Origin of the sequence: Liquorilactobacillus sicerae, assembly GCF_029916425.1 — a bacterium.
In the GTDB taxonomy this organism is placed as follows: Bacteria; Bacillota; Bacilli; order Lactobacillales; family Lactobacillaceae; genus Liquorilactobacillus; species Liquorilactobacillus sicerae.
Genome location: NZ_JAHAVQ010000002.1, coordinates 200,876 through 223,462, shown reverse-complemented (window position 1 = coordinate 223,462; position 22,587 = coordinate 200,876). Strand labels below are relative to the sequence as shown.

At 35.4% G+C, this 22,587-nt stretch carries 21 protein-coding genes; 11 read left to right on the top strand and 10 right to left on the bottom strand.

The genetic code is table 11. From position 1 onward, the window contains the following. On the top strand, nucleotides 1–399 hold a 399-nt coding region (locus KH893_RS02195), incomplete at its 5' end, for a transposase (protein WP_281164532.1). Nucleotides 400–557: 158 nt separating this feature from the next. Here KH893_RS02195 and KH893_RS02190 read toward each other — a convergent pair. Both KH893_RS02190 and KH893_RS02185 read right to left on the bottom strand, forming a co-directional pair. Further along, a complete protein-coding gene (locus KH893_RS02190; RefSeq protein ID WP_281164531.1) occupies nucleotides 558–1,631 on the bottom strand; it encodes a matrixin family metalloprotease in 1,074 nt (357 codons plus the stop codon). A 513-nt stretch (nucleotides 1,632–2,144) separates the two neighbouring features. Further along, nucleotides 2,145–2,612, bottom strand: coding sequence for an RpiB/LacA/LacB family sugar-phosphate isomerase (locus tag KH893_RS02185; protein WP_281164530.1), 468 nt, complete (start codon nucleotides 2,610–2,612; stop codon nucleotides 2,145–2,147). 294 nt (nucleotides 2,613–2,906) lie between these two features. On the opposite strand from KH893_RS02185, the gene KH893_RS02180 reads away from it, so the two are divergent. After that, nucleotides 2,907–3,143: a hypothetical protein gene (locus KH893_RS02180; protein ID WP_281164529.1), complete on the top strand. Its 237-nt coding sequence runs from the start codon at nucleotides 2,907–2,909 to the stop codon at nucleotides 3,141–3,143. 206 nt (nucleotides 3,144–3,349) lie between these two features. Here the strand turns inward: KH893_RS02180 and KH893_RS02175 are convergent, their stop codons facing one another. Together KH893_RS02175 and KH893_RS02170 are read right to left on the bottom strand one after the other, a co-directional pair. After that, the gene (locus KH893_RS02175) at nucleotides 3,350–4,363 is read right to left on the bottom strand and encodes an LCP family protein (protein ID WP_281164528.1); all 1,014 of its coding nucleotides are present in this window, start codon (nucleotides 4,361–4,363) and stop codon (nucleotides 3,350–3,352) included. Between the two features lie 28 nt (nucleotides 4,364–4,391). Then, nucleotides 4,392–5,141, bottom strand: a complete 750-nt coding sequence (locus KH893_RS02170; RefSeq protein WP_281164527.1) for a CPBP family intramembrane glutamic endopeptidase — start codon at nucleotides 5,139–5,141, stop codon at nucleotides 4,392–4,394. Between the two features lie 278 nt (nucleotides 5,142–5,419). Between KH893_RS02170 and KH893_RS02165 the strand changes: the two genes are divergently transcribed. Together KH893_RS02165 and KH893_RS02160 are read left to right on the top strand one after the other, a co-directional pair. Continuing rightward, the gene (locus tag KH893_RS02165; protein ID WP_427859743.1) at nucleotides 5,420–5,767 is read left to right on the top strand and encodes a bacteriocin immunity protein; all 348 of its coding nucleotides are present in this window, start codon (nucleotides 5,420–5,422) and stop codon (nucleotides 5,765–5,767) included. Nucleotides 5,768–6,518: 751 nt separating this feature from the next. Continuing rightward, complete coding sequence (locus KH893_RS02160; protein WP_281164526.1) at nucleotides 6,519–6,650, top strand: hypothetical protein; 132 nt, start codon at nucleotides 6,519–6,521, stop codon at nucleotides 6,648–6,650. Between the two features lie 4 nt (nucleotides 6,651–6,654). On the opposite strand, the gene KH893_RS02155 is transcribed toward KH893_RS02160, so the two are convergent. Then, nucleotides 6,655–7,425 (bottom strand): sulfite exporter TauE/SafE family protein, encoded by a 771-nt coding sequence (locus KH893_RS02155; protein WP_281164525.1) that lies wholly within the window; start codon nucleotides 7,423–7,425, stop codon nucleotides 6,655–6,657. Between the two features lie 112 nt (nucleotides 7,426–7,537). On the opposite strand from KH893_RS02155, the gene KH893_RS02150 reads away from it, so the two are divergent. The 5 genes from KH893_RS02150 to KH893_RS02130 all read left to right on the top strand — a co-directional run bounded on the left by KH893_RS02150 (nucleotide 7,538) and on the right by KH893_RS02130 (nucleotide 14,159). Beyond that, a complete protein-coding gene (locus tag KH893_RS02150; RefSeq protein ID WP_281164524.1) occupies nucleotides 7,538–8,398 on the top strand; it encodes a polysaccharide deacetylase family protein in 861 nt (286 codons plus the stop codon). Between the two features lie 146 nt (nucleotides 8,399–8,544). Continuing rightward, on the top strand, nucleotides 8,545–9,099 hold the full coding sequence (locus tag KH893_RS02145; protein ID WP_281164523.1) for a hypothetical protein: 555 nt from the start codon (nucleotides 8,545–8,547) through the stop codon (nucleotides 9,097–9,099). A gap of 237 nt (nucleotides 9,100–9,336) precedes the next feature. Further along, entirely contained in the window at nucleotides 9,337–11,280 is a 1,944-nt protein-coding gene (locus KH893_RS02140; protein WP_281164522.1) for a DUF4118 domain-containing protein, read from the top strand. Then, complete coding sequence (locus KH893_RS02135; protein ID WP_281164521.1) at nucleotides 11,281–11,976, top strand: response regulator transcription factor; 696 nt, start codon at nucleotides 11,281–11,283, stop codon at nucleotides 11,974–11,976. A 191-nt stretch (nucleotides 11,977–12,167) separates the two neighbouring features. Further along, on the top strand, nucleotides 12,168–14,159 hold the full coding sequence (locus KH893_RS02130) for a KUP/HAK/KT family potassium transporter (protein WP_281164520.1): 1,992 nt from the start codon (nucleotides 12,168–12,170) through the stop codon (nucleotides 14,157–14,159). A 24-nt stretch (nucleotides 14,160–14,183) separates the two neighbouring features. Here KH893_RS02130 and KH893_RS02125 read toward each other — a convergent pair whose 3' ends face one another. Continuing rightward, nucleotides 14,184–14,618, bottom strand: a complete 435-nt coding sequence (locus KH893_RS02125) for a hypothetical protein (protein WP_281164519.1) — start codon at nucleotides 14,616–14,618, stop codon at nucleotides 14,184–14,186. A 165-nt stretch (nucleotides 14,619–14,783) separates the two neighbouring features. Here KH893_RS02125 and KH893_RS02120 point away from each other — a divergent pair, with 165 nt between their 5' ends. Continuing rightward, a complete protein-coding gene (locus tag KH893_RS02120) occupies nucleotides 14,784–15,770 on the top strand; it encodes a hypothetical protein (RefSeq protein WP_281164518.1) in 987 nt (328 codons plus the stop codon). A gap of 274 nt (nucleotides 15,771–16,044) precedes the next feature. Then, nucleotides 16,045–16,284: a hypothetical protein gene (locus KH893_RS02115; RefSeq protein ID WP_281164517.1), complete on the top strand. Its 240-nt coding sequence runs from the start codon at nucleotides 16,045–16,047 to the stop codon at nucleotides 16,282–16,284. A gap of 116 nt (nucleotides 16,285–16,400) precedes the next feature. On the opposite strand, the gene KH893_RS02110 is transcribed toward KH893_RS02115, so the two are convergent. The 4 genes from KH893_RS02110 to KH893_RS02095 form a co-directional block, all read right to left on the bottom strand. Then, a complete protein-coding gene (locus KH893_RS02110; RefSeq protein WP_281164516.1) occupies nucleotides 16,401–18,344 on the bottom strand; it encodes a hypothetical protein in 1,944 nt (647 codons plus the stop codon). Between the two features lie 15 nt (nucleotides 18,345–18,359). Continuing rightward, on the bottom strand, nucleotides 18,360–19,298 hold the full coding sequence (locus tag KH893_RS02105) for a glycosyltransferase family 2 protein (RefSeq protein WP_281164515.1): 939 nt from the start codon (nucleotides 19,296–19,298) through the stop codon (nucleotides 18,360–18,362). Nucleotides 19,299–19,690: 392 nt separating this feature from the next. Beyond that, complete coding sequence (locus KH893_RS02100) at nucleotides 19,691–21,058, bottom strand: HAMP domain-containing sensor histidine kinase (protein WP_281164514.1); 1,368 nt, start codon at nucleotides 21,056–21,058, stop codon at nucleotides 19,691–19,693. A gap of 17 nt (nucleotides 21,059–21,075) precedes the next feature. Continuing rightward, the gene (locus tag KH893_RS02095; protein WP_281164513.1) at nucleotides 21,076–22,368 is read right to left on the bottom strand and encodes an FAD-binding oxidoreductase; all 1,293 of its coding nucleotides are present in this window, start codon (nucleotides 22,366–22,368) and stop codon (nucleotides 21,076–21,078) included. Between the last annotated feature and the right edge of the window lie 219 nt (nucleotides 22,369–22,587).

Genomic DNA, 22,587 nt, shown 5'->3' with positions numbered 1-22,587 from the left:
GCTGATGTCGTTGATCGTCTGCTGAACATGTCTGACGAACTGAGGAAAGCTTATAACTATTACCAACAGCTGTTACATGTCATTCATCATCAAGATACTGAATCCTTAAGTAATCTATTAAATTCAGTTGCTGGAATGCCTGAACAAATAAAGAAAGCTAATCGAACACTGTGTAAACATCAAAGTGAAATTATCAACAGTTTCAAGACCTCGTTTTCAAATGGCCCAGTAGAAGGTACCAATAATAAAATCAAAGTCATTAAAAGGACCGCATACGGATTTAGAAATTTTGAAAACTTCCGCTTACGAATCTTATTATCTTTAAAAAACAGCTACGTCAGCTTAAATTATCATTATTACATCAAAAAAGCCATCCATTCCGCAGAACAGATAGCTTAATAATCCAGCTATACCAATTTAAATTGCAATTTAGGCAATTTTATTTATCAGTACTACTTGAAAAAGAACCTTTTTTATTAAGGTTTTTGATAATTAGATTAGCTGTACGTCATTAGGTTAGTAATTTTAGAGTAAAAAGATACGCTTTTTACTTATATTCATAACAAACCTTTTAAATAATTTTGAGTGTCTGTAACAATACTAACTTTTTTAAAATTTCTAACCAGGCTAGTAATTTTACTTTTTATCTGAATTAAAGGTGACATTCTTGATGGTTCTTGTGAAGAAGCCGACTTTTGAGAATGATTGTTTTTTTTGCTAGTTAGGTGAGATGCATCTGAAACTTTTGAACGAATAGTTTTGGTCGTTTGCCAAGCTTGATGGTGACGAGATTGACGAATTACTTGAACATTTTTAGTTGAGCTGACTTGGTGATTAGAGCTGATTGATTGAAAGTTCTGATCTTTATTTGGACTAAGGGAAGAAGTCGAGCTACTACTCGTGCTGGAAGAACTGGAACTGCTAAATGAACTTGTAGCTGAATTGATTGAGCTTGTCGCAGCTGAGCTAGTTGTAGAACTTAAAGAAGGAATTGAAGCATAATTTTCAGTTAAGCCTTCAATATCGTTTTCATCAATTGTTTGATATTCGGAAGATGGCCACATGATGCTATCTTGATCTTGAGTATTATGTTCTAAACCCAGAGCATGTCCCAATTCATGAGTTGCAACGTCAACACAGCCTGTTTCACCATAGTTATTGTCTTCAAGAGTATTGCTATACAAAGTAGAAACAGCATTTTTAATTTTTTTATTAACGGAATCATAGGTTAATTCAGTTATTCCAGTGTAGTTTTCAGAAGATGACGTTTCAACATTGCAAGTAATATCTGCATCGCTGCTGGTTGTCGTAATAGTTAATTTAACAATTCCTGTATCGTTCCATGCTGCAATAGCTTGTTTCCAATACGCCTGATATGTACTGCTCATGTTTTCAAGATAGACACTGATATTACGGCTGCTGAAGGGATAACTGTAAGGAGTAATTTTTGAATTTGTCGTATTTTGGCTTGAGGTTGTTGTTTGGCTAGTTGTTGTTGGGTCTTTAAAAGTAGAGCTAGCGGCTTGTACTTGACTGGTGATAGATACTCCAAATGCAAAAACTATTGCTAAACTGACAGTAATTTTTATCAACTTATGTCGTAAATTGGTAAATAAAATATTTTTTTTCATCATTAATCCCGCCCATATTTTTAATAAAATGTAAGTGCATTAGTTTTCTTCTAATTTTTAGATTAATTTAACTTTGTGAATAAATTATGATCTTTTTTTGAATTTTATTGCAATAGTTTTTAAAATAGTAGTTGAAATATGTATTTATTAATTTATAAATTAAGCGGATTATTATTTAAAAACTGGGGAGAGAAAGCCGAAAATCTGCAAATTATTCAAGCAAACATGATTGTTTTTGTTTTATTCAGGATTATATGTCATTTCTAGCAATCGCCAATTCAGACAATTTGAATTAGCTGAGATAACAATCCAACTGATCTAAATTAATGCAATTACTTTGCAATTTACAGATGCTGAATTTTATCTACGTTAATAGTCAAAGGTGCAGTTTTTGCTTATCAGTATTGACAAGATTTGCTTTGCAGGTATCCAGAAATAATCTCAAATAAATAGAGGTTAAGAAAAGAAAATTGCTCTTTCCTTAACCTCTAGTTTGTTTAATAGGTTAATTGTTTAAATTTCATCTAACTTTTTTAAATGACGTTCGGTAATTGCTTGGACCTTTTTAATTCGACGCAGATATTTTTCCTGGGTCAGTGGTTCAGTTGTCATCCACGTTTTAACGATCTCTTCCGCAATTGCAGGACCAATAATTTTTCCACCTAAGCACAAAACATTGCTGTTATTATGTTGGCGAGCTAATTTTGCACAAAATGGATCTTGACAGACAACAGCATCGATTCCATAGATTCGGTTAGCAATCAAAGCACTACCATAGCCAACTCCATCGATAAAGATTCCGCGATCATATTGATGCTTGCTAATTGCCAGAGCTGCAGGGTAAACAAAGTCAGATAAATCAACTGAATCATCGCTAAACGGACCGGCGTCTTTAACCGTGTGTCCCATCTCTTGCAGTTTTGTAGCAATAATTTTTTTTAATTCATATCCAGCATGGTCGCCAGCTAAAATAATTTTCATTTGAACTCGCTTCTTTCATTTTATTTGAACGGTATACCGTTTTACTAATATAGTATAGCAAAAATTTCAGCTCAGAAAATTCACAACTTAAATAAAAAAATATTAAGCTGGTTGCAATTAGTTTAAACAGTCAGCGTTTCTTAGTAAAAACCTAAGCAGAATGTCAAACGTTTTTCGTTGGATTTTCAAATTTCATCTCTAAAATAAGAATTGTCGTTAAGGTACATAATCCTTAAATAGCAGCAATTCAAGTGTTTGATTTGGTCAACACTATTAGGCAGGAGGAAATATCTTATGAAATTTAATCCTAATATTATTTCAGTTAAAATTATTGGTCTTAAAAAACAACAGGTAATTTGTGAAACAGAAACTGATCAAATTATTTTGATCAAAAAACCGAAAAATGATTTTATGTTTACGGAAGTTATGCATGACTTGTTACGAACCGGTCTTTGGATCCCAGTTAACAAAAAGTTAAAACAGTTTATGAAATATGACTGGTTAGATAACTCAGAATTATTTGGAGTTTAGTCGCACTTGGCAGCTTGATTGAAAAAATAGCTCTCATAATTGATTTTAAATATCAATTTTGAGGGCTATTTTGTAATTCGCTTCAGTGTCAGAAACTGAGCAAACTATTCCCAGGTGGAAGTAATCGTAATCGGGTTTTCCAGCTACTCATTTAATTAATGATCATTGAATAAAGTTTCCAGCTTTTTGATCAGCAAATTAAAGGTTTATTGCCCGTCAAAGTCTTGTTCAATGATCCGATCGAGTTGATTACGGTTCAAAACAATTTCATCGTTATAATTTTGTAAAACATTGTCATAAAGAACCTTATTTTTTCCAGTTAATTGATGATATTTGACTTGTTTTTGTGCATTGAAATTTCCTCTAACAGCTAAGCCAATACTAATTAAGTCATTAGTATTAAGATTGGTGGCAACCAAAAATTTTGACATTGATCTGGCGAGCGCCGGAATTTTAAGGGCGTAAGCTGGTTTAGTTACCTTGTTGATAATGCCAACCAAAGCAGCCTCCTGTAGTCGCTGACGTCCAAAATCAGTTTCGGGGACTGAGTCACGTTCATGGACGATTTCGGCAACTAGTTTACCATTCAAATGATGTTTTCCTTTCGTGAAGACTTTATCATAGTCTTCTTGGTACCAAGGATGGGTGAGTGTCACATTGAATGGCAAGTTAACAGTAATTCCATCGATCGCATTGACTATTGAACGTAACCCCCAATAGTTGGTTTCTAAGTAGTAGTTGATTGGTACATCCAAGTAAGCCGAGATCGCCTCAACGGTTTTTAAAATTCCCTTTTTTGCACCATATTTTCCTTGATAAATAGTTTGTACACTTGTTAATTTAGTATGACCAATATTATCTAGATAAATTCGCGAGTCGCGCGGAATGCTGACAACTGTGTAGCGATGTTTAGTTAGATTGGCATGAACCAGCATGATTGTATCAGTATGCCCAACAGTTTGATTTTTTCGTTCATCAGATCCAATTACTAAAGCGTTGAAACTGCCTTGAGCTTCCTGATATTTAACATGTGTTTGGTAAAGTTCTTGCAAGTTTGAAAAATAACTGCTTGGGTCGAAATATTTGCGGACAAAAAAGACGACAAATGAAATAACTGTGACAAAAATCATTAAAAAGACAGGTCGTTTAAATGGATGGCGGTGTCGCCGCCGGTATTCCTTTTTTAGTTGACGTAAATCTGGTTTGGTATTTTGAGCCATTTTCTTGATCCTTCTAAATTTAATCTAATTACTTAATTCTAATATAGTCCTTATCGGTTACTTTGTGACCAATTTCAAATAAAAATAGTCCAGAAATCAATAAAAGAGGGGCAAAGGCTAGAATAATCGGCAACCAGGGGTCATGATAATTAGAGTAAGTAGTTATCGCCGGCTGAAGATCAATTAGAATATGAATGATGATTGGAATAATTAAACCATTGAAAGCTGTCCGGATGGCTGCCAAGCAAAGTCCAAAACTAACGGCATAAAAAACTTGCTGCAGGGTACTTTGGAGATTTGCCCCACCCATAAAATAATTTATTAGATGAGCCAATCCAAATAATAGTCCAGATATAATACCAGCTAAGACTAGGCGAAAGGATCCTTGCTGCAGGCAGTTTATAAAACTGGAAAAAAGGTAGCCGCGAAAAAAGGCTTCTTCAAAAAAGCCGGCCATTACGGCTGTTATTAAACCAACTAAAAATTTTTTTAGCGGTTCATTAGCAAGTTGGCTAATATTTTGAGGTACGTTGCCTGCAAGCATAATCAAAATTAGCAACAAAAAAATCAAGCTGATGGTAATTTTTTGCTGCCGATTAAAAATTAAGTGGTTTTTCAAAACTTTGGTAGACTTGATTTCCTTTAAAATTAGAAACCAAAAAATAATTGCAATTGCAACTTCACCTAAAAGAGCAATAAAACTCGGAGATGAAGGAAAAGTTAGATAAGAAAAAAATAATATCCAGATGCCCAAAATGCCCAAAATTCTTTTAAGCATTAGCAGCGCCTCCGCTAATTTAATTTTTTAACAAGTTATCAAAAATTGCTTTTTCATGACTAAGGATTGTTGTTGTTTTCCATTATAGCATGGTAAAAGTTTGACTGGTTAGCAAGTAAATAAAAAGGTCTGAGTCTTGAAGCATGCAGGTCTGATTATTGAAGCATGCTTGAAATAAAAGCTTTTTTGCGGTTGCTTTTAAAATATCAATCAGATATATTAAAAATGACATATTTCTAATTTTCAAAACAAATTATTTACAGGAGGCCACTTACTTAATGAAGAATAATACTCAAAAATCACAAGAATATGTTGACCGATTAATTGCTATGTTAGACAAACGGGAGCATAAATCGGCTAAATTAAATGATATTATTGACGTTTTGCTGCAAGTTTCCTCAAAATTACCAACAGCTAAAAATCCCGAAGCTTTAGTGATGCGCTTAATTAATTATATCCGAAGTGTTTCTTTGGAAGATCAGTTGCATTATTCTAAGGATGAGGAAAACTTGATTATTAAATTGGAGGTTATTGGACAAAAAGCTGGATTGAATGGGCAGTACATGGCTGATTTTGGCGATAAATCTCAATTCTATAGTATTTTTGAACGGTTTCCCAAGCATTGATTAGTTTTTTTAATATCCAGTAATCAAATTAGCGATCAAAAAAGATCATCAGCATTTAACTGATGATCTTTTTTACAGAAGCAGGTTTAATCAGCTGAAGTAATGCTGCCCTTTAAACGCCAAAAGTGCCGGCTAAGAAGCTTAATACGTTGGTGCAGCTTAGCAAAATTGTCAATGTGAGTTACGGTGTTGCCACTGTCTGTTTCAGTTCAAGTAATCAAACAGAAATTATGCCCAATAATTGCAAATTATGACATAGGTTAGCTCCCATTGTTTTTAATTATTTTAAAAAATTTATTGTGTTTTTTTAGCAGTAATTAAAGTTTTATTAGACAACTTGATTTTTTTAAGAAATCCATTTTATGATGAGCCTTATCAAGGCAGAAACCAAAGATATTATCAAATCACGACTGCAGGTAAAATACAGTACCAAAAGATTTGTGCTGAATGGCATCAGTTTAAAATTGACTTGGATTAGCTTTTGGAGTTTTAGTTTGACAATTAATGAACACACTCAAGGACGAAATGTAGTGCTTAATAACTTTGGCATCACTTATACTAAAAATAGAGCACGGCCAATTAGAATTATTTTGCCCGCAAAAACAAAACTTACAGCGATTAAGATCAAGATGAGGTCAATTTACAGAATTTACAAACAGCCCAGCTAACAATAACTGGTGACACAAATTTGATCCTGCAAGATGTTAAAGCTTTGCAAAATCTATTTATTGATATTTAAGATGATGCAAAGTTGAGCCAAGTGTCGGTTCCAGCGATTGACCAAAGGAGTGAAGGTGCTGATATCAATTATCACAACTGTGATTTTTCCAAAGATAAAAGCAAGATCTTGGTTGCTGGTGGAGATGTTAATATTTTTAAGTGAAGATTTAAAAATAGGCCGTTATAAACAGATAGGCAGCTAAACCAAAAGCAGCTAAAGCAATCAGTATCCGCAAGAGATGAATATTAGCATGTCTCACGATGACTGGTCCTACGTAGCCGCCAATTAGTAAACCAATTCCAAGCGGAATAACCATTGTCCAATCAATTTTAGTTTTGAAAATAAAAATGATGGCAGCAATTAGATTGCAGGCAAAGCCAAGAAGGTTCTTCACTGCATTGACGGTTGCAAAATCTTCGTTAATAATAACTAACAAGATGGCTAATGTGATAACTCCACCAGCAGCCCCAAAATAGCCTGTGTAACCACCAACTAAAAATATGCCACCAAAGCTTAGTAAATTTAACCAAAAGTCTGGAATTCTTTGAAAATTAAATTGGAAATGATTGTTTTTTCGACTTGAGGACAAGAGCAAGATACCAGCAAACAGAATAAAGAAAGGAACAACTTTTTCAAATGAAGCTGCTGGAGCAAGTAATAACAATAAACTTCCTAAAATACTGCCACCAGTTGACAACAAAGTCAAAACCATCACCTTTTTCCAATGTCCATGAAGTTCCTTTAGCGAGGAAATCAGTGAACCAATGCCGGTAAATACTAAAGCGGTTGTATTGGTTACGTTTGCTAAAACTGGTGGCAAGCCAATCAAGAGTAATGCGGGATAAGAAGCAAGTGAAGCCAGACCAGCAATTGAAGATAGTAAACCAGCAACAAAACCAGCAATGATTAAAAAAACAAAAATAAATAAAAATGACATGACCAAGCCTTCAATCCTTTGGGGTGAGGGGAAAATAAGAAACTACTTAAATAATAAGTTAATTCGCCGACTTTTAAAAGGGACAAGTATCAATGAATTGGGGAAATGTAAAATGAAAAAAAGAGTTTTATTAGGAATTGCTTGGGGCTTTATGATATTGTTTCTAGTTAGTTGTCACTCAGAAAAGACAGCTAAAAGTAACCGACAAACAATTAGAATATCTCAAACAAAAAAAGACAAAAAAGTAACAAAAAATAAAATAGCAACGGTTAAAAATAAAAAAACTCAAGCTAAGCCTTGGAAATATTATCAACAGCCAATCAAGATTCCAATTTTAATGTATCATAGTATTTCCAGCGGCAATTCATTGCGGGTGCCACCAGCCCAATTTGCAGCTGAAATTGTGGCTCTTAAACAGGCTGGCTATTATTCGCTTTCGGCGACTGAAGCCGTTAAAGCTTTTACGACAAATTCTTTGCCTCAAGCCAAGTGTGTTTGGATAACATTAGATGATGGTTATTCAGATAACTATTCGGCCGCTTTTCCAATTTTAAAAAAATATCATTATAAAGCGACGATTAATTATATTACGGGTTTTGAGCAGCGCAATGGCTACTTAACTGTTGAACAAATGAAGCAAATGCGGGCAACGGGTTTAATCAGTTTTGCCAGTCATACAGTTGATCATCTCGACCTAAATGAGTTGCCTGCCAAACAGCAATGGCAGGAACTTGATAATGCTAAGCAAACGTTAGATTCACAATTAAATCAAAATACGCAGGTAATTGCTTATCCGGCTGGAAGATATGATCAACAAACACTGCAGTTAGTTAAAAAATGCAATTATCAGTTAGGTTTGACGACTCATCCTGGTCTTGCCCAAAAAAGTCAAGGCTTTTATTCACTTGATCGGGTTCGCATCACTCCGGGACTTTCAACCGAGCAATTTCTGTTTTTAGTTAAAAATGGTTAATTAGATTTTTGTTTTTAATCAGTAGCAGTCGAAGCTTTTTTGACTGCTATTTTTTTAGGTTAGAAAATATAATTTTCCTTAAAGAAACTGGTTAGTCAAGATTGAATATGTCATAATGTGGAAAAAATCCTCTGGGGGTAAAAGTTATGAAGAAAACGGTCTGGCTTTTAGCGCTATCTGTTTTAGTGATTGTTGTGGGTGCAGTTGCAATTTGGGGTTTGCAAACACATTCAAGCAAGTCAACAACTGAAGTAACCAGTGTTAAAGATAAAAAACAATCTAAAAAGACAAGATCAGCAAAAGAACCAACGAAAAAAACTAGTTCAAGATCGTCAGTTGCAGTTAAATCAGACAGTGTCGTTTCTACCAGCAACAAGTCAACCACAGCAGCTTCAAGATCGATTACTAATTCTACTCCAGACAGTGCTAGTTCAATAACACATCAGGCCAATCAGCTAATGACATCAGCAAGTTCAAATAGTTCTTCAGTTAATAGTCGAACCGCCGTCAGCAGTTCAACTCAGCCGCAAGGTGCTTGGGTCAAAGCTTTTGAGCAAAAATTGTATGCTGGCTATCATGCAACACCAAATCGTTATCAATATATTGGAAATGGTCTTTGGGAGGTCTGGGTTAAAGAATACAACACAGGCAATTTACCATATGTTACTGTTAATCAGTATACTGGTAATTTTCATGGTTAGAAGTTATTAACGGCATTTTCCAAAAAGAAAAAGTGCGTTAACAGCGATTTTAGTAACCAATCATAAGAGATTGTTCAATCTATTTTAAATGAAGTTGAACAATTTAGTGATTAGTTGACTTAACGCAGTTATAACACTTTTTTATTTTCTCTTAAATATCTGAGATTTTAACACCATTTTAACAAGAATTTTGGTATAGTCGAAAGCAGCAAATTCAAGTTGAAGGAGCAACTAATGATGAAAGAAAATCAACCACCGCAAATACTAGTTTGCCTTTCAAATTCTGCTAGCAATCTAAGAACAATTCAATTAGCTGCTGATTTAGCAGCTGGTAGACAAATTCAGCTAACTGGAATTTATATTAGTCAAAGTTTGTCCCTGCTGAATGATCGAAATTTGATTTCAAATTTTCGCTTAGCAGAAAGTTTAGGCATTAAAGTTACGATCCTTTATGGGAGTGATCGAATCCGTTTGCTCAGTGAATATGTGAAGCAAAAGGGGATTACAACCGTAATTTATGAAACTGGATATTTGAAAAGTTGGGATAAAAATCAATTCAACTTGCTTGATCATCTGCTACCAGAAATTGAAAAAGTCAGGGTAGACAATTCAAAGATTGATGCAATTCCAAAATCTAAACGAAGATTGAAACTTTCAGCCTGGCTGACTGAAAAAATTAGACTGACTAATTTTTTTAAAATTTTACTAATTTTATTAATAACAACTTTGGGAGGATTAATTTTAAAAGACATTAATTCTGATAATACGAATATCATTTTGATTTATATTTTGGGAGTGATGTTGACCGCAATAGTAACTAAAGACAGACTTTACTCATTACTTTATTCCTTAGCAATTCCCATTATGTATGACTTTTTCTTTACTAGACCAATTGGTTCATTACAAACAAATACTAACAATCTCTTAACCTTTGGAATCTTATTTATTGTCGCTTTTTTGAGTGGTTCTTGGACTGCTAAAATTCAGAAACAAGCGAATTTAGATGCTGGTCGGGCGTTTCGAACGGATATTCTTTTAAAAACCAGTCAACGTTTACAGACTTGTCAAACAATCAGCGAAATTTTTCAAGTAACTGGGGAACAGTTAAATAAGCTTTTCGGCAACAATGTTTTTATTTGGAAAGAGAAAGATCACAAATACGAATTAGTGCAAAAATTTGGCGATAATTTTACAGCTGATTTGCTCGAATTAGCAATGCCAAATTTCGTGGCTTTGTTTAAGTGGGTAAAACAGCATCAGCAGCTAGCTGGATGGGGAAGTACTAAAAACAGCAAGTTAAATTTTATTTTGCTTCCAGTGACTATAATTCGAGGCGAAAAAACAGCTGGGGTAATTGCTATTAAAATTGATCAAAACAAGTTACCAGATCCATTAACACTGGACTTAGCAGTTTCAATTGCCCTGACTTGTGGCCAAGCAATTCGGCAAAATCTAAGTTTAAAAAAACAAGCTGAAACATTAGCTTTAGCACAGCAAGAAAAATTACGAGCTGATTTATTGCGTGGAATTTCACATGATTTACGAACACCCTTGACAGCAATTTATGGTGATTCTGATATGCTGCTCCATGAGGAATACCAATTGGGTGGAAAACAAAAGAATGAACTATACCATTCGATCAATCAAAATGCTGCTTGGTTGATTGATTTGACGGAAAATTTGTTATCAATGACGAAGGTTGATAACCAGAATTTTAAAGTAAAACGCGAGCCGGAATTAATCGCCGATATTTTTGAAGCAGCACTTAATCATTTGAGCCCCTTGGCAGAAGAACATCAACTTTTAACTGAATTACCGGAAACAGATTTAATTGCAAACACTAACGGCCAATTAATTGTTCAAGTAATTGTTAATATAATCAATAATGCACTCAAATATACGCCGTCAGGTTCAATTATCAAATTGGCTGCCACTAAAACTAAACATCAGCAAATCTTAGTCACAATTTATAATAACGGTCCACAAATTCATGATAAGGATCAAATTTTTAAACTCTTTTATCGTGGTCACAACGGCACTGTTGGTCGAAAAGGGCTGGGAATTGGTTTGGCACTTTGCCAAGCAATCATTTCTGCTTGTGGTGGTAAGATTGGTGTTGAAAATGTCAAACCGGTCGGAGTTAGATTTTGGTTTACTTTACCAAGCTGGGAGGAAAACTAGATGAAAAATTTCAGAATAATGTTAGTCGAAGATGATCATGAAGTCGGCCATTTGATCACCATGGCTTTAAAGGCCAATCATTATGTTGTTATCTGGGTCAAAGATGGCAAAGAAGCTTTGAATAGTTTTAAATTGTTTGAGCCAGAAGTTATCCTGCTTGATCTTGGTTTGCCGGATGTTGATGGAATTGAAATTATTGAACGGATCAGGCAGGTGGAATTAACGCCGATTATTGTTGTTTCTGCTAGAAATGAGGAAAATGATAAGATTTTAGCGCTTGACCAAGGAGCGGACGATTATTTAATCAAGCCTTTTTCAATTAATGAATTGCTAGCTCATATTCGGGCGGCACTGCGGAGACGAAATTATTTGGAAAATACAAATGGTAATCAGCGAATTTATCAAAATGGTGATTTAAAAATAGATTTTTTAGCACGAACGGCTTATTTAAAAGATGGACCGCTTAATTTAACGGAAACAACCTATAATTTACTGTGCTTGTTGGCTAATAATACGTCAAAGGTTTTAACTCACGGCTATCTTATGCGTTCGCTTTGGCAGGATAAGCCAGTTGGCGATACTACATCTTTGCGCGTGGCAATTGCTGCGCTTCGGAGAAAGATCGAGCCGGATGCAAACGCAATGAAATTTATTAAAACTCACATTGGCGTTGGGTATAGTTTTATTCAAAATTAAAAAGTGAAGTGAAACAAAATGAAATTTCAAAAATATCTAGCTTGGACAGTTCTAATTGGACTGATAATTTTGACCTTTTTATCGACAGAACATTTTGTTTCAGGACAATTTTGGCTAATTGGTTGTTTGCTGTTAATTTATAGTTATTTGGCACTCAGGTATTTTTAAAGAGAGAATTGGAAGTGGTCGGAATGAATAAACAGATTCGTTTTTCGTTAATTGGCTGTTTGATCACAGTCGGTGTAGTTTATGGTGATATTGGTACTTCACCGCTATATGTCATGAGCAACTTGTTAAATGAGCTTGGCAAACAGCCATTGACAACTGAATATGTTTGGGGAACTGTGTCTTTGATCTTTTGGACTTTAATGCTAATTACGACGATCAAATATGTGTTGATTGCCATGCATGCCGCTAACCAAGGTGAAGGCGGAATTTTTGCTTTATATGCACTGATTAGAAAAAATGGCAAATGGCTGTTGATTCCAACATTAATTGGCGGAGCAGCCTTATTAGCTGATGGAACGCTAACACCAGCAGTGACCGTGACGAGTGCCTTAGAGGGATTAAAGGGCATGGCATTTAATGGTCAAGTTTTAGTGACGCAGCAAAAAGAAGTTGTTGCTGGGACTTTAGTGATTCTGTTACTTTTATTTACAATCCAAAATTTTGGTACCGATGTAATTGGCAAAGCTTTCGGACCAGTAATGGTCTGCTGGTTTAGTTTTTTGGCGATCAGCGGTTTGAAAAATCTAAGCCAAAATTGGTCGATTTTACAAGCTTTATCGCCAATCTATGGAATTAAACTACTATTTTCGCCGGTAAATCCAGTTGGAATCTTTATTTTAGGTGGAGTTTTCTTGGCAACGACAGGAGCTGAGGCCCTTTATTCAGACATGGGACATGTCGGTCGTAGCAACATTTACGTCACTTGGCCGTTTATTTTTTTAGCCTTGATGCTTAATTACCTAGGACAAGGAGCCTGGCTGTTACAACAGCCTGCTGGTCAGACGATCACTAATCCGTTTTATCAAATGTTACCGTTAGAGTTTCGACCATTTGCAATTTTACTGGCTACATTAGCGGCGATTATTGCCTCACAAGCTTTGATCACTGGCTCGTTCACTTTAGTAGAAGAAGCAATGGGTCTAAAACTTTTGCCACATTTAAAAATTGAATATCCTAGCAAACAACGTGGACAGGTCTATATCAATAAAGTTAATTGGTTATTATGTACTTGCACGTTGCTAATCGTGCTTTACTTTCAAACTTCAGATCGAATGGAAGCCGCTTATGGTTTAGCAATTACGATGACAATGCTAATGACAACTTTATTGTTGAAAAACTTTTTAAAACATCGAGGACATCCACTAATTGCTAGAATTTTTGTGACAGTTTTTGGGACTATTGAAATGATTTTCTTATTAGCGAGTCTAACTAAAATTATTTATGGTGGTTATATTACTTTGTTAATCACGATTATTATTTTGGCAATCATGGCAATTTGGTATTTTGGAAACCAAATTCGTGACAATTTATTGGATGAAACAGATAAAGTCTCACTTTTGGATTACAAAAAACAACTAGCTGATTTAACAGCTGATCAAACGATTCCTTTATTTATGAGCAATGTTGTAATGATGGCTAAAGTACGGTCAAACTATCAAGTAAAAAGAGAAATGCTCTATTCGATTTTGGATAAGCAGCCTAAACGAGCCTTAGTTTATTGGTTTGTAACCGTTAATACGACTGATGAGCCTGATAATTGCTACTACACAGTGGATATGCTAGGGACAAGAAACATTGTTGATTTGCAATTATATCTGGGATTTAAAACTAGTCATCATATTAATCTTTATTTGCGGCAAGTTGTGAATGATTTAGTAAAAAGAGGGATTATCGATCAACAACCGCAAAAATATACTACTTTAGGGAAACGAAAAATTGGTGATTTTTGTTTTATTTTAATTCATGAATTATTATCTGAGGATACAACGCTTCCAGCTTGGCAACACTGGTTGATCAAAGCCAGAATCTTTTTGCAAAATCATAGTACAACACCAGCTCAATGGTTTGGTCTAGAATTTAGTGATGTTCGGATTGAAAAAGTTCCGTTATTTTTAAAGCAACGGCGCTCACCAAAAATTTATTTGAAAGAAATCAAAAATGCGGCTCAAAAGTAAGAAAATCATTGGGAATGGGGGGTCTCATTTAAGGGTTAAACAAAGCTTTTTGATTGCTTTCCAGATTAGCCAGCAGCTTAAAACGAGTGGTGATAATAAAAATACCAAGTAATACAGTAAAAAAATGGCAGCTGATGAGCCGGTCATGGTGCCATGATAGAGATAAGCGGGGATGAAGTTCGCAGTGGCAAATGATTCACCGCTTTTTTCAAAGGCTTTTTGGATATTGCTTTCATCAGCTGCAGCTTTTAACTTTGCTCGCCAATTAGCAACAATCAGATAAGCCAGCGGAAATAAGCAGAGTGCATCGAAAATGAAATATTTGTTGAACAAATTTGAAGTGACAGGTATTCCTTGACCGGATCCACGTTCATTTAAAATTAGTAGAGTAAATCCGAGATAGATACCGGAAAGCAAATATCCCCCAATTAAACGACAAATGATACTTGATAATTTCATTTTAGCTTCCTCCAGCCTTTTGATATCATTATAATATCAAAAAGATAAGAAAATAACAAGCCGTAGAAAACCATTGCTTGAATAATGTTCTTCTGCTAGTTTTAACGAGCCTTTTTTGCTAAAATAATTTATGAGGCAGAATCCAAATAAAAAGGAAAGAATAAAATGAGAGGATCACATTATCGTCGGCTCAATCAAAAGGTTAGTGTCATTGCTAGTGTAATTGGTTTTGTTCTGTTGGTCACAATTGTTGCCTGGGCAGGGATCTCACGGCATCATCAACAAGTTGAGGCTAATCGTATCAGCGCTGAAATTTATCAGATCCGAGCTCAAAAAAAGGCGCTGAAGAATTCTAAAACGGACACTCAGCGGTTGCAAAGGCTTAAAGTGTTGGAAAATGATTACCAAACATATTTGGATCAAGAGAGCCAAAATCAGCGAGTGGTCGATGAATATCAAGCAGTAATTGCATCAGGACGTCGACATTTTGTTCAGCAAATTGAGCAAACAGTCAAGCAAAATACGATCACTGATCTAAAACATGCCAGCAAACATGATCTGCGGGCAAAGGTAAAAAAATTGCAACAAGCAAAAGCTTTTCTTCAACAACATCAGCAAGTTATTTTTGCATCAACTCAGCGAGCAAATGCCTTTAAAAAACAAATTACTAATTTGACAAAAAAATATTCAAAACAACTGCAAAAGCTTGATCAAAAGGCTGATCAAGCTGCTGCAAAGTCTTCAACAGCTCAGTCAACACTCACGGATTCAGCAGCCAATACAGCAATAGCTGCAAGTTCTAGTGAAAGTCACTCATCAACGACCGCTTCGTCGGCTACTAGTGCGAAGATAAGCTCAACAACTACATATTATTATGGTGAAACGAGTGGATCGAGCTATGCTGGTACAAATTATGCCAAAGGTTCACGTTCGTATTATCATGCTCGCTCTAATAGTGGAACCGGCAATTATTCAACTGAGACTAAGGCTGGGACAGCGGTTGCAACCAATCAGTCTAACGAGGACTCTGGCAGTCAGGCGGTTGCTTCTAATAATGACCAAGCAGCAACTGAAAAAACTGATAATCAACAAGAGTCACCGGCAACGACTGATAATAATAACCAAACAGATCAAAGCAATGATAACAATTAATTAGATAAGTGGGCATTTTGAAGTGGCTGAGTTTCAAAATGCTTGTTTTTTAAGCAGTGGAGCATTGTTTTGCTTAACTAATGGGGATTTATTGTTAGCCACTGGCTTTCAGAAGATCCGAGGCTGCCTAGAAAAAAGACGTACTAATCTTGCTTTATTTCAAGAAAGCTGAAGTCATAAAAACAAAGTCGAAAGAAGTAATGAAAATGGGGAGAATTTTAGAACGCCGTGGATTGCCAGTATTTTAGCAAGTACAACAATCACGATCTTAGGGGTGATCATTAACAATAATTTACTAAGCAACCTCGGCTCGGTTTTAGTTGGCATTACCGTGCTTTGGGGTGGCGGGGCGTTAGCATTTTTTAAACATTACGAACTGTTGGCAGGGGCAAGTTATCCATTACAAGAACAAGATTTAAAAAGAGGGCTCAAGCTTTTGGCACGTGCTTTGGGAGTCTTGTTGATTTTAGTTGGCGGATATTTAATTTTTCAAGCTATTCAATATTTTAAATAATAAATATCTTGAACAAGAAAATAAGCAACTTGAGATTAAAAGCTCAACAATTGCTAGCTAAAGAGCTTAGTGACTGTCGAGCTTTTAGGTTGGTTTGATCGTTTGAGCTTCAGCATTTATCTGCTGACATAAAGGGCTTGATAAATCAAAGAAGCATAGTGATCAGTTTTTTGATTGATCTGCAACGGATAAGCAGCTAGCTGATAGTTAATGTTTCGGGCTAGATCAATTTTTTGTATTTTATTGGTTGGATTTTTTAAAATTAATAAATAGTTTCCTGGAGCAATTATTTTATTCACCCCAAAATGTTTTCCTTGTCTAATTAATGAATAATGATGGTTGTCGTTCATTAACCAACCGATAATGTTTGAAGTCTTTGGCATTTCAAGCCAAAATAAATTAACTTGGTGGGTAAATGAGATTCTTTGCTTGATGCAATCATTTGCTTTCAAATCATAAGTTGGTGAGTTGTATTGACTTGAAAGCTGACTTCTTTGCGCAGTAACAATCTGTGATGCGGTATTTGAGCTTTTAAGTTTTGACCAGTTACTGCCACTGATGCCTAAGAGAATAATGATACTAGTTAATAAGGCTTTTTTGATTTGAATTTTGCTAAATTTTGCTTTTTTGAAAGGAATAGTTCCAAGAAGTAAAAAGTTTAGCGGTAAAGTTATCTGTCCGTAGCGTGCTTCGGTTTCCCAGAGAAAAGTATTAAAAGATAATAACCCGAGTGCGACAATGACTGCAAACAAAGCTATTCTTTCGTTAGCGCTGTCCAACTGGGGCTGCCAGCTTAAAAGTCGCAAGAAAACAACTGCTGCTAGCAAGATATTGGCCAACTGATAGCTAACGGTTGCTAATTTTTGCCAATTCCAAATATTTGCATTAGCTGAACGTAAGCCGCCATTATACCAAGCAAGGAATGAACGCACGTTTAAAAGAATGCTGGCTTTGATGAACCATTGTTTAAATAAACCAACCATTTTCAGCCGATGAATTTGGGCTTTGATTTGTTTCAGATCTTTTTTTTGGCGAGCAGCTTTAGTGGGCATTTTAATTTCTTGAGCAATTAATGCTGCATCATAGGTTCCATGTGAATGTTGGTTCAAGCCCATTAAAATCCATGATTCCACTGGTAATTCGGATTTAGTTTCCGGCTGAAAAGCGACGGCTTGTTCAATAATTTTAGCAGTTGGAAATGACATACAAATCGCCAGAGTAATTATAATTAAGGGCGTTAATAAGCGACTGTTTTTCAGTAGCTTTTGCTGCTTTAAGATCAAAATATATAGTAAAGTAGCTGGCAGAATCACGATTAAGCTCGGCTTGATCAGCTGGCTAATGAGAACAGTAATAAATAAGCTTAAAGCTAGCCAAAGCTTTTGAGCAATGTGCGTTTTTTTCCAGCTTAGCAAAATTTGAAAAATGATCATTAGCCCGAGCATTGCGGGCAAATCTGAATAAAAAATCTGCAAATAGTAACTATAAGCAAAAGGAGTAAAGATCAAAAAGGTTAAACTGGCAATGATTAGCGAATTGCGAGCTGCTAACTTTTTAAGCATTAAAATTATGCTAATAATTAAGGTGTCTAAGCAAACTAAATTGAGAAACCCTAAGGAAAAATTGGTAGTCAAATGGAATTTGAAAGTCAACTTAAACCAAAGTGATAATAAAAATGTCAGGGGAATATTATTGGGATAACGCTCAAAGTAGGTACTTTGTTGCCAATTATGATCTCCGGTAGCTAAGCGTTCTGCCGCTGTTAGAACTCGATAAGGATCATGGTAAACGCTGACAGGAAATCTTATTAAAATCCAACTTTGCAAAATAACGGTCAAAAACAAACTGATAATTAACAAGCAATTTAAGTGCTTTTGACTGATTTTATCAAGTGCAGGTTGAAAAAATTTAAAAAGTGCTATCAGCCAAGTTAAACCAATTAATAATATTAAGCTTTGGCTGAGAGAGTTTTTAAAGAAACAATTGCTCAAAACGGCAATTGTTAAGTAGCCTATCAAAACTTTAGGCCAAAAATTAAGCTGGTTAAATTTAGTAATCATCAAAAGCACCTACTTCTACTTCAGATAAGCTTCAATCAAATAGCGTGGACGATGTTTAACTTCTAAAGTAATTTTTCCAAGATATTCACCAAGAATTCCCAAACTGAGCATTTGCAAGCCACCCAAAACCCAAATTGAAATCATCAGCGATGACCATCCGTGAATGGTTAGACCTAAAAGCTTAGTGATTAATGAATATAAAAACATGATAATGCCCAAGAAACTTGCCAAACCGCCGAAAAGCAAAATTATTTTGACTGGTGCAATCGAAAATGAAGTTATCCCATCCCAGGCGAAAGCCAGCATTTTTGTGAGTGGATATTTCGATTGACCGGCTAGTCGCGGTGTGCGTCGATAATCAACTTTGGAGGTTTTAAAACCCAATAATGGAATTAATCCGCGAATAAATAAATTGCGTTCTTGATAAGCTAAAAAAGCTAAAACAGCTCGCTTCGACATTAAACGAAAATCAGCATGGTTGGGAATCAACTTGACGCCGATCAAGTTGAGTAACTTGTAAAAACAATTGGCTGAGGTTCGTTTGAACCATCGATCGGTATCACGATTGTTTCGGACACCCAACACAATTTCGGCTCCTTGGGAAAATTGCTTAACCATTTCGGTGATTTTTTCAGGGTCATCTTGCAGATCGGCATCGATCGTGACAACTAGATCGGCAGTTTGAATGGCCGTCTTCATTCCAGCAACTAAGGCATTTTGATGACCAAAGTTGCGACTGAATTTAAGCCCGCAGACTGGTTGTGTTTGATGAGCTTGTTGGATGATATTCCAAGTTTGATCGCTTGATCCATCGTCAACAATTAAAATATTTGATTGGGGAGCGAGCAGATGCTTTTTAATCAGTTTTTGTTCAATTCCTACTAACCTTTGAATGGTAGTTGGTAAAACAGTTGCTTCATTCAAGGCAGGCACGACGATCGTCAGCTTTTTCATTTTAATTTTCCTCTCTTTTCACGGCGAGCTCTTTGGCTCACTTTAACTAATAATTCAAGTAAATTTAGCGCACTTTTTTCACGACAATGCAGTTAAAACCAAATTGATAATCGGATTATCAATTAAATGATTAAAGAAGTTGATCATAGCTTTTAGTAATCAAAGGGGTTACCGTTGAATTAGCAAGTCAAAACTGTTTAACCAGCTAAGTTTTTTTGATGCCATAAGCACGTTAACTTGTTGCCAGTTTAATAAAAAGCAGCCTTTATAAAAAGGTAAACTTGCTAAGAAAAAACTGAGGATTTTTCAGAAATAAAAAAGCCTTTGTCGAAAAGTTCGTTTTCAACAAAAGCTAAAATTAAAATCTATCAGAAACTTGCAATTTTTAAAAATTAGTTACGATTCTCAAAAATCAATGAAAAAATTGAACCTTGAGGAACATTATCACTAACAGTCAGTTTAAGCTGGTTCAAAGCAGCCAGTTGAGCAACAATTGCCAATCCTAAGCCAGTACCGGCAATTGACCCACGGACATTATTTGAACGATAAAATCTTTCAAAAATATGTTTTTTTTCTTCAGGACTGATGCCCATCCCTTGATCGTAAATTTGAATGGTCGTCTGTTGCGGTGACTGTTTTAAAATTAAAGTGACAACGGAATTAGCTGGTGAATACTTACTGGCATTGGTCAATAAATTAGCTACAATTTGTTCAACTGTTTGTTGGTCAGCAGTGACGCTGATTTTTTCTGGCAGCAGCAAAGCCAGCTTCTGGGGTAAAATTTTTTGAAATTTGTTTCCAATAGTTTGCAAAGAGCGACTTAAATTGTAACTTTTTAGAGGTAATCTCATTTGATCAGCTCGTGATAAAGTTAATAGTTTTTCAATGAGATCAGCCATTTGGGTTGATTCTTGATAAATATACGTTAATGAATCATTAATGATTTCTGGATGTTGTTGACCATGACGCTTAATTAACTGGGCGTGGCTTTGAATCGTGGCAATTGGTGTCCGTAATTCATGAGCAGCATTAGCAACAAAAATTTTTTCTTTATTATTCTGGTAGTAAAGATTATCCAGCAAGTGGTTAAAGCTTTGGGCTAGTTGCTTAACTTCAGTTGGAGAAGTTGGAACTGGTAGCTTTTTAGCACCTTTAAAATTTTCAGCCGAAATTTTTTGCGAAGCGTGAGTCAATTTAGTTAATGAACCGGTCAGCCGCTGCGTGATTACGTGGATATAAAGCGGCAGTGTGATCAAAGTCAAAAGCAGAATAATAAAAGTGATCAGCATGACCCGTGCTAGAATTTTAATTTGTGACTGCAATTTGATCCACAGATTATAATTGATTCCTTTGGCATGACCGGCCTTAAATAATAAGAAACCGGTATTTTCTTGATAATATAAATCATGGATCAAAGGAATTTTTTGAGGCTGATCAGCTAGGAGTTTTTGTGTGCCAGGAGAATAATAGTGCTTAGTTTTGGCTGTTGATCGCAGATTATGGATCTCTACGTAACTTGTGCTGGTATCAAGCGTACTGTTAAAACGCCATTGTTTCCAATCATGGTTGCCATCAATAACAGTTTTTTCCAGACTTTTGACAATATTGTCAGCTGTGATTCGACTGGTTTCCAAAAGCTGATGACCAATAGCAATAACTAAAATAGCACTAAAGGTCACGATGATGGTCATAATTAATAATAGAAAACTTTGAAGCATGATTGCATCACTATTTTGATTTTTTTTGAAAAGTGATTTCATTAGTTATTTTCCTCGATTTACCATGAAAAATTTTCTTTAAAAATGCGAGTGGATTCAACTTGCTGACTGAGCAAAAAAGCTTGCCAGTGTTCGATCAGCGGTGTTGGCCCACTTAATAAGAAAAGTGTATCTTCTTTCCAACTAGCTGGCAAATGTTCAACGATACAATTGTCTGAAAAACGGCCTTTTTGCCAATAACCGTGAAAATTATTCAGTCGATTCCACTGATTCAGTTGATCAAGGTAAAGAAGTTCAGAGACTTGATGGGCTGTATAAAAGAAATAAATTTGGCGTGACAAATTATGTTTGATCACTGAAAATAACGGAGTAACACCAATTCCACCGGTAATTACGACCAGCTTGGCTTGTTTTGGCTGCTCGTCAATAAAATGTTGATATCGGCCATAGCCGCCTGTTACCTTAACTTGGGTTCCAGGTTTGACCTTGGCTAAAGCAGTTGTAAAGTCACCATCAGCTCGAATCGCTAATTTTAACTTGCCAGTATCGACCGGTAAATCAACAATTGAGAAAGGATGTGGCTCATGTAATTTTTTAATTCTGGGGAACGCTAAGAAAATAAAATCTCCCGGCAGTAATTGCAACTTGGCTAATTGGCGACCGTCAAGCGTCAATTCACAAATTCGGGAGGAGATTTTTTGGTTTTTAAATACAGTTAGTTCAGCTTCATCTAAACGGTACCAATTGAATTTGAATTTCAGATAAATCAGCAGGGTTGCTAAACTGTAACTATCAAATAGAATCATAAATGGCGTGTTGCGTGTGACGAAACCAATCAATTGGACATGAATGAAAATCAAAACAATTGCTAACAAGTTTAAACGATGGATCCACAGTGAAAGCTCATGTTTGAAGATTCTCTCTAATGATTGACGGAAAGTTTTGAAGTTGGATGAATGTGCAGTCAGCCAGTTTGACAATAATAAAGATGAATAAATCAGTATGCCAGTTAAGATGATTAATGCTAGATCACCGGTTTGCTTGATTAAACCACCACCATGCGAAATAAACTTATGCAACCAAGCTAATAGTAAAGCAGCAGTGGCTAGAATGCCATGAAGTTGATAAATATTCGGTAGACCAACTAAACGATCAAGCCAATGCGGTCGAGTTCCCAAAAAAACTGCGAGTAGCATCCAAGTATAGGCAATGGTTCCACTGTAAATTGAAAGCTGCTGTTGAGAACCAAGTGAATGAGTTCCCGTCAAAAGACTAAAAATCAGTGGTAAGGGCAAGATAATAAAAAAGATTGACCAAACAATTAAACTGCTAAATTTGATTTTGTTAAACATAAAATCTGTTCCTTTCAAAATTTTTTTAAAATTTGGTAAAGTAATTCTTGATTGATTTTTGAAATTGAAGTTTCAATTGAAGGAAACTAGGCTTTTTAAAATATTACATTTTTTTGAATTTGACTGCCATTTATAAAGACTGAGGATATTCTGAGAAAATCTCAGAAAACTTTGGAAAAAAACAACTAAAATAAGTTTAGAAAGAAACTAATTTGCATC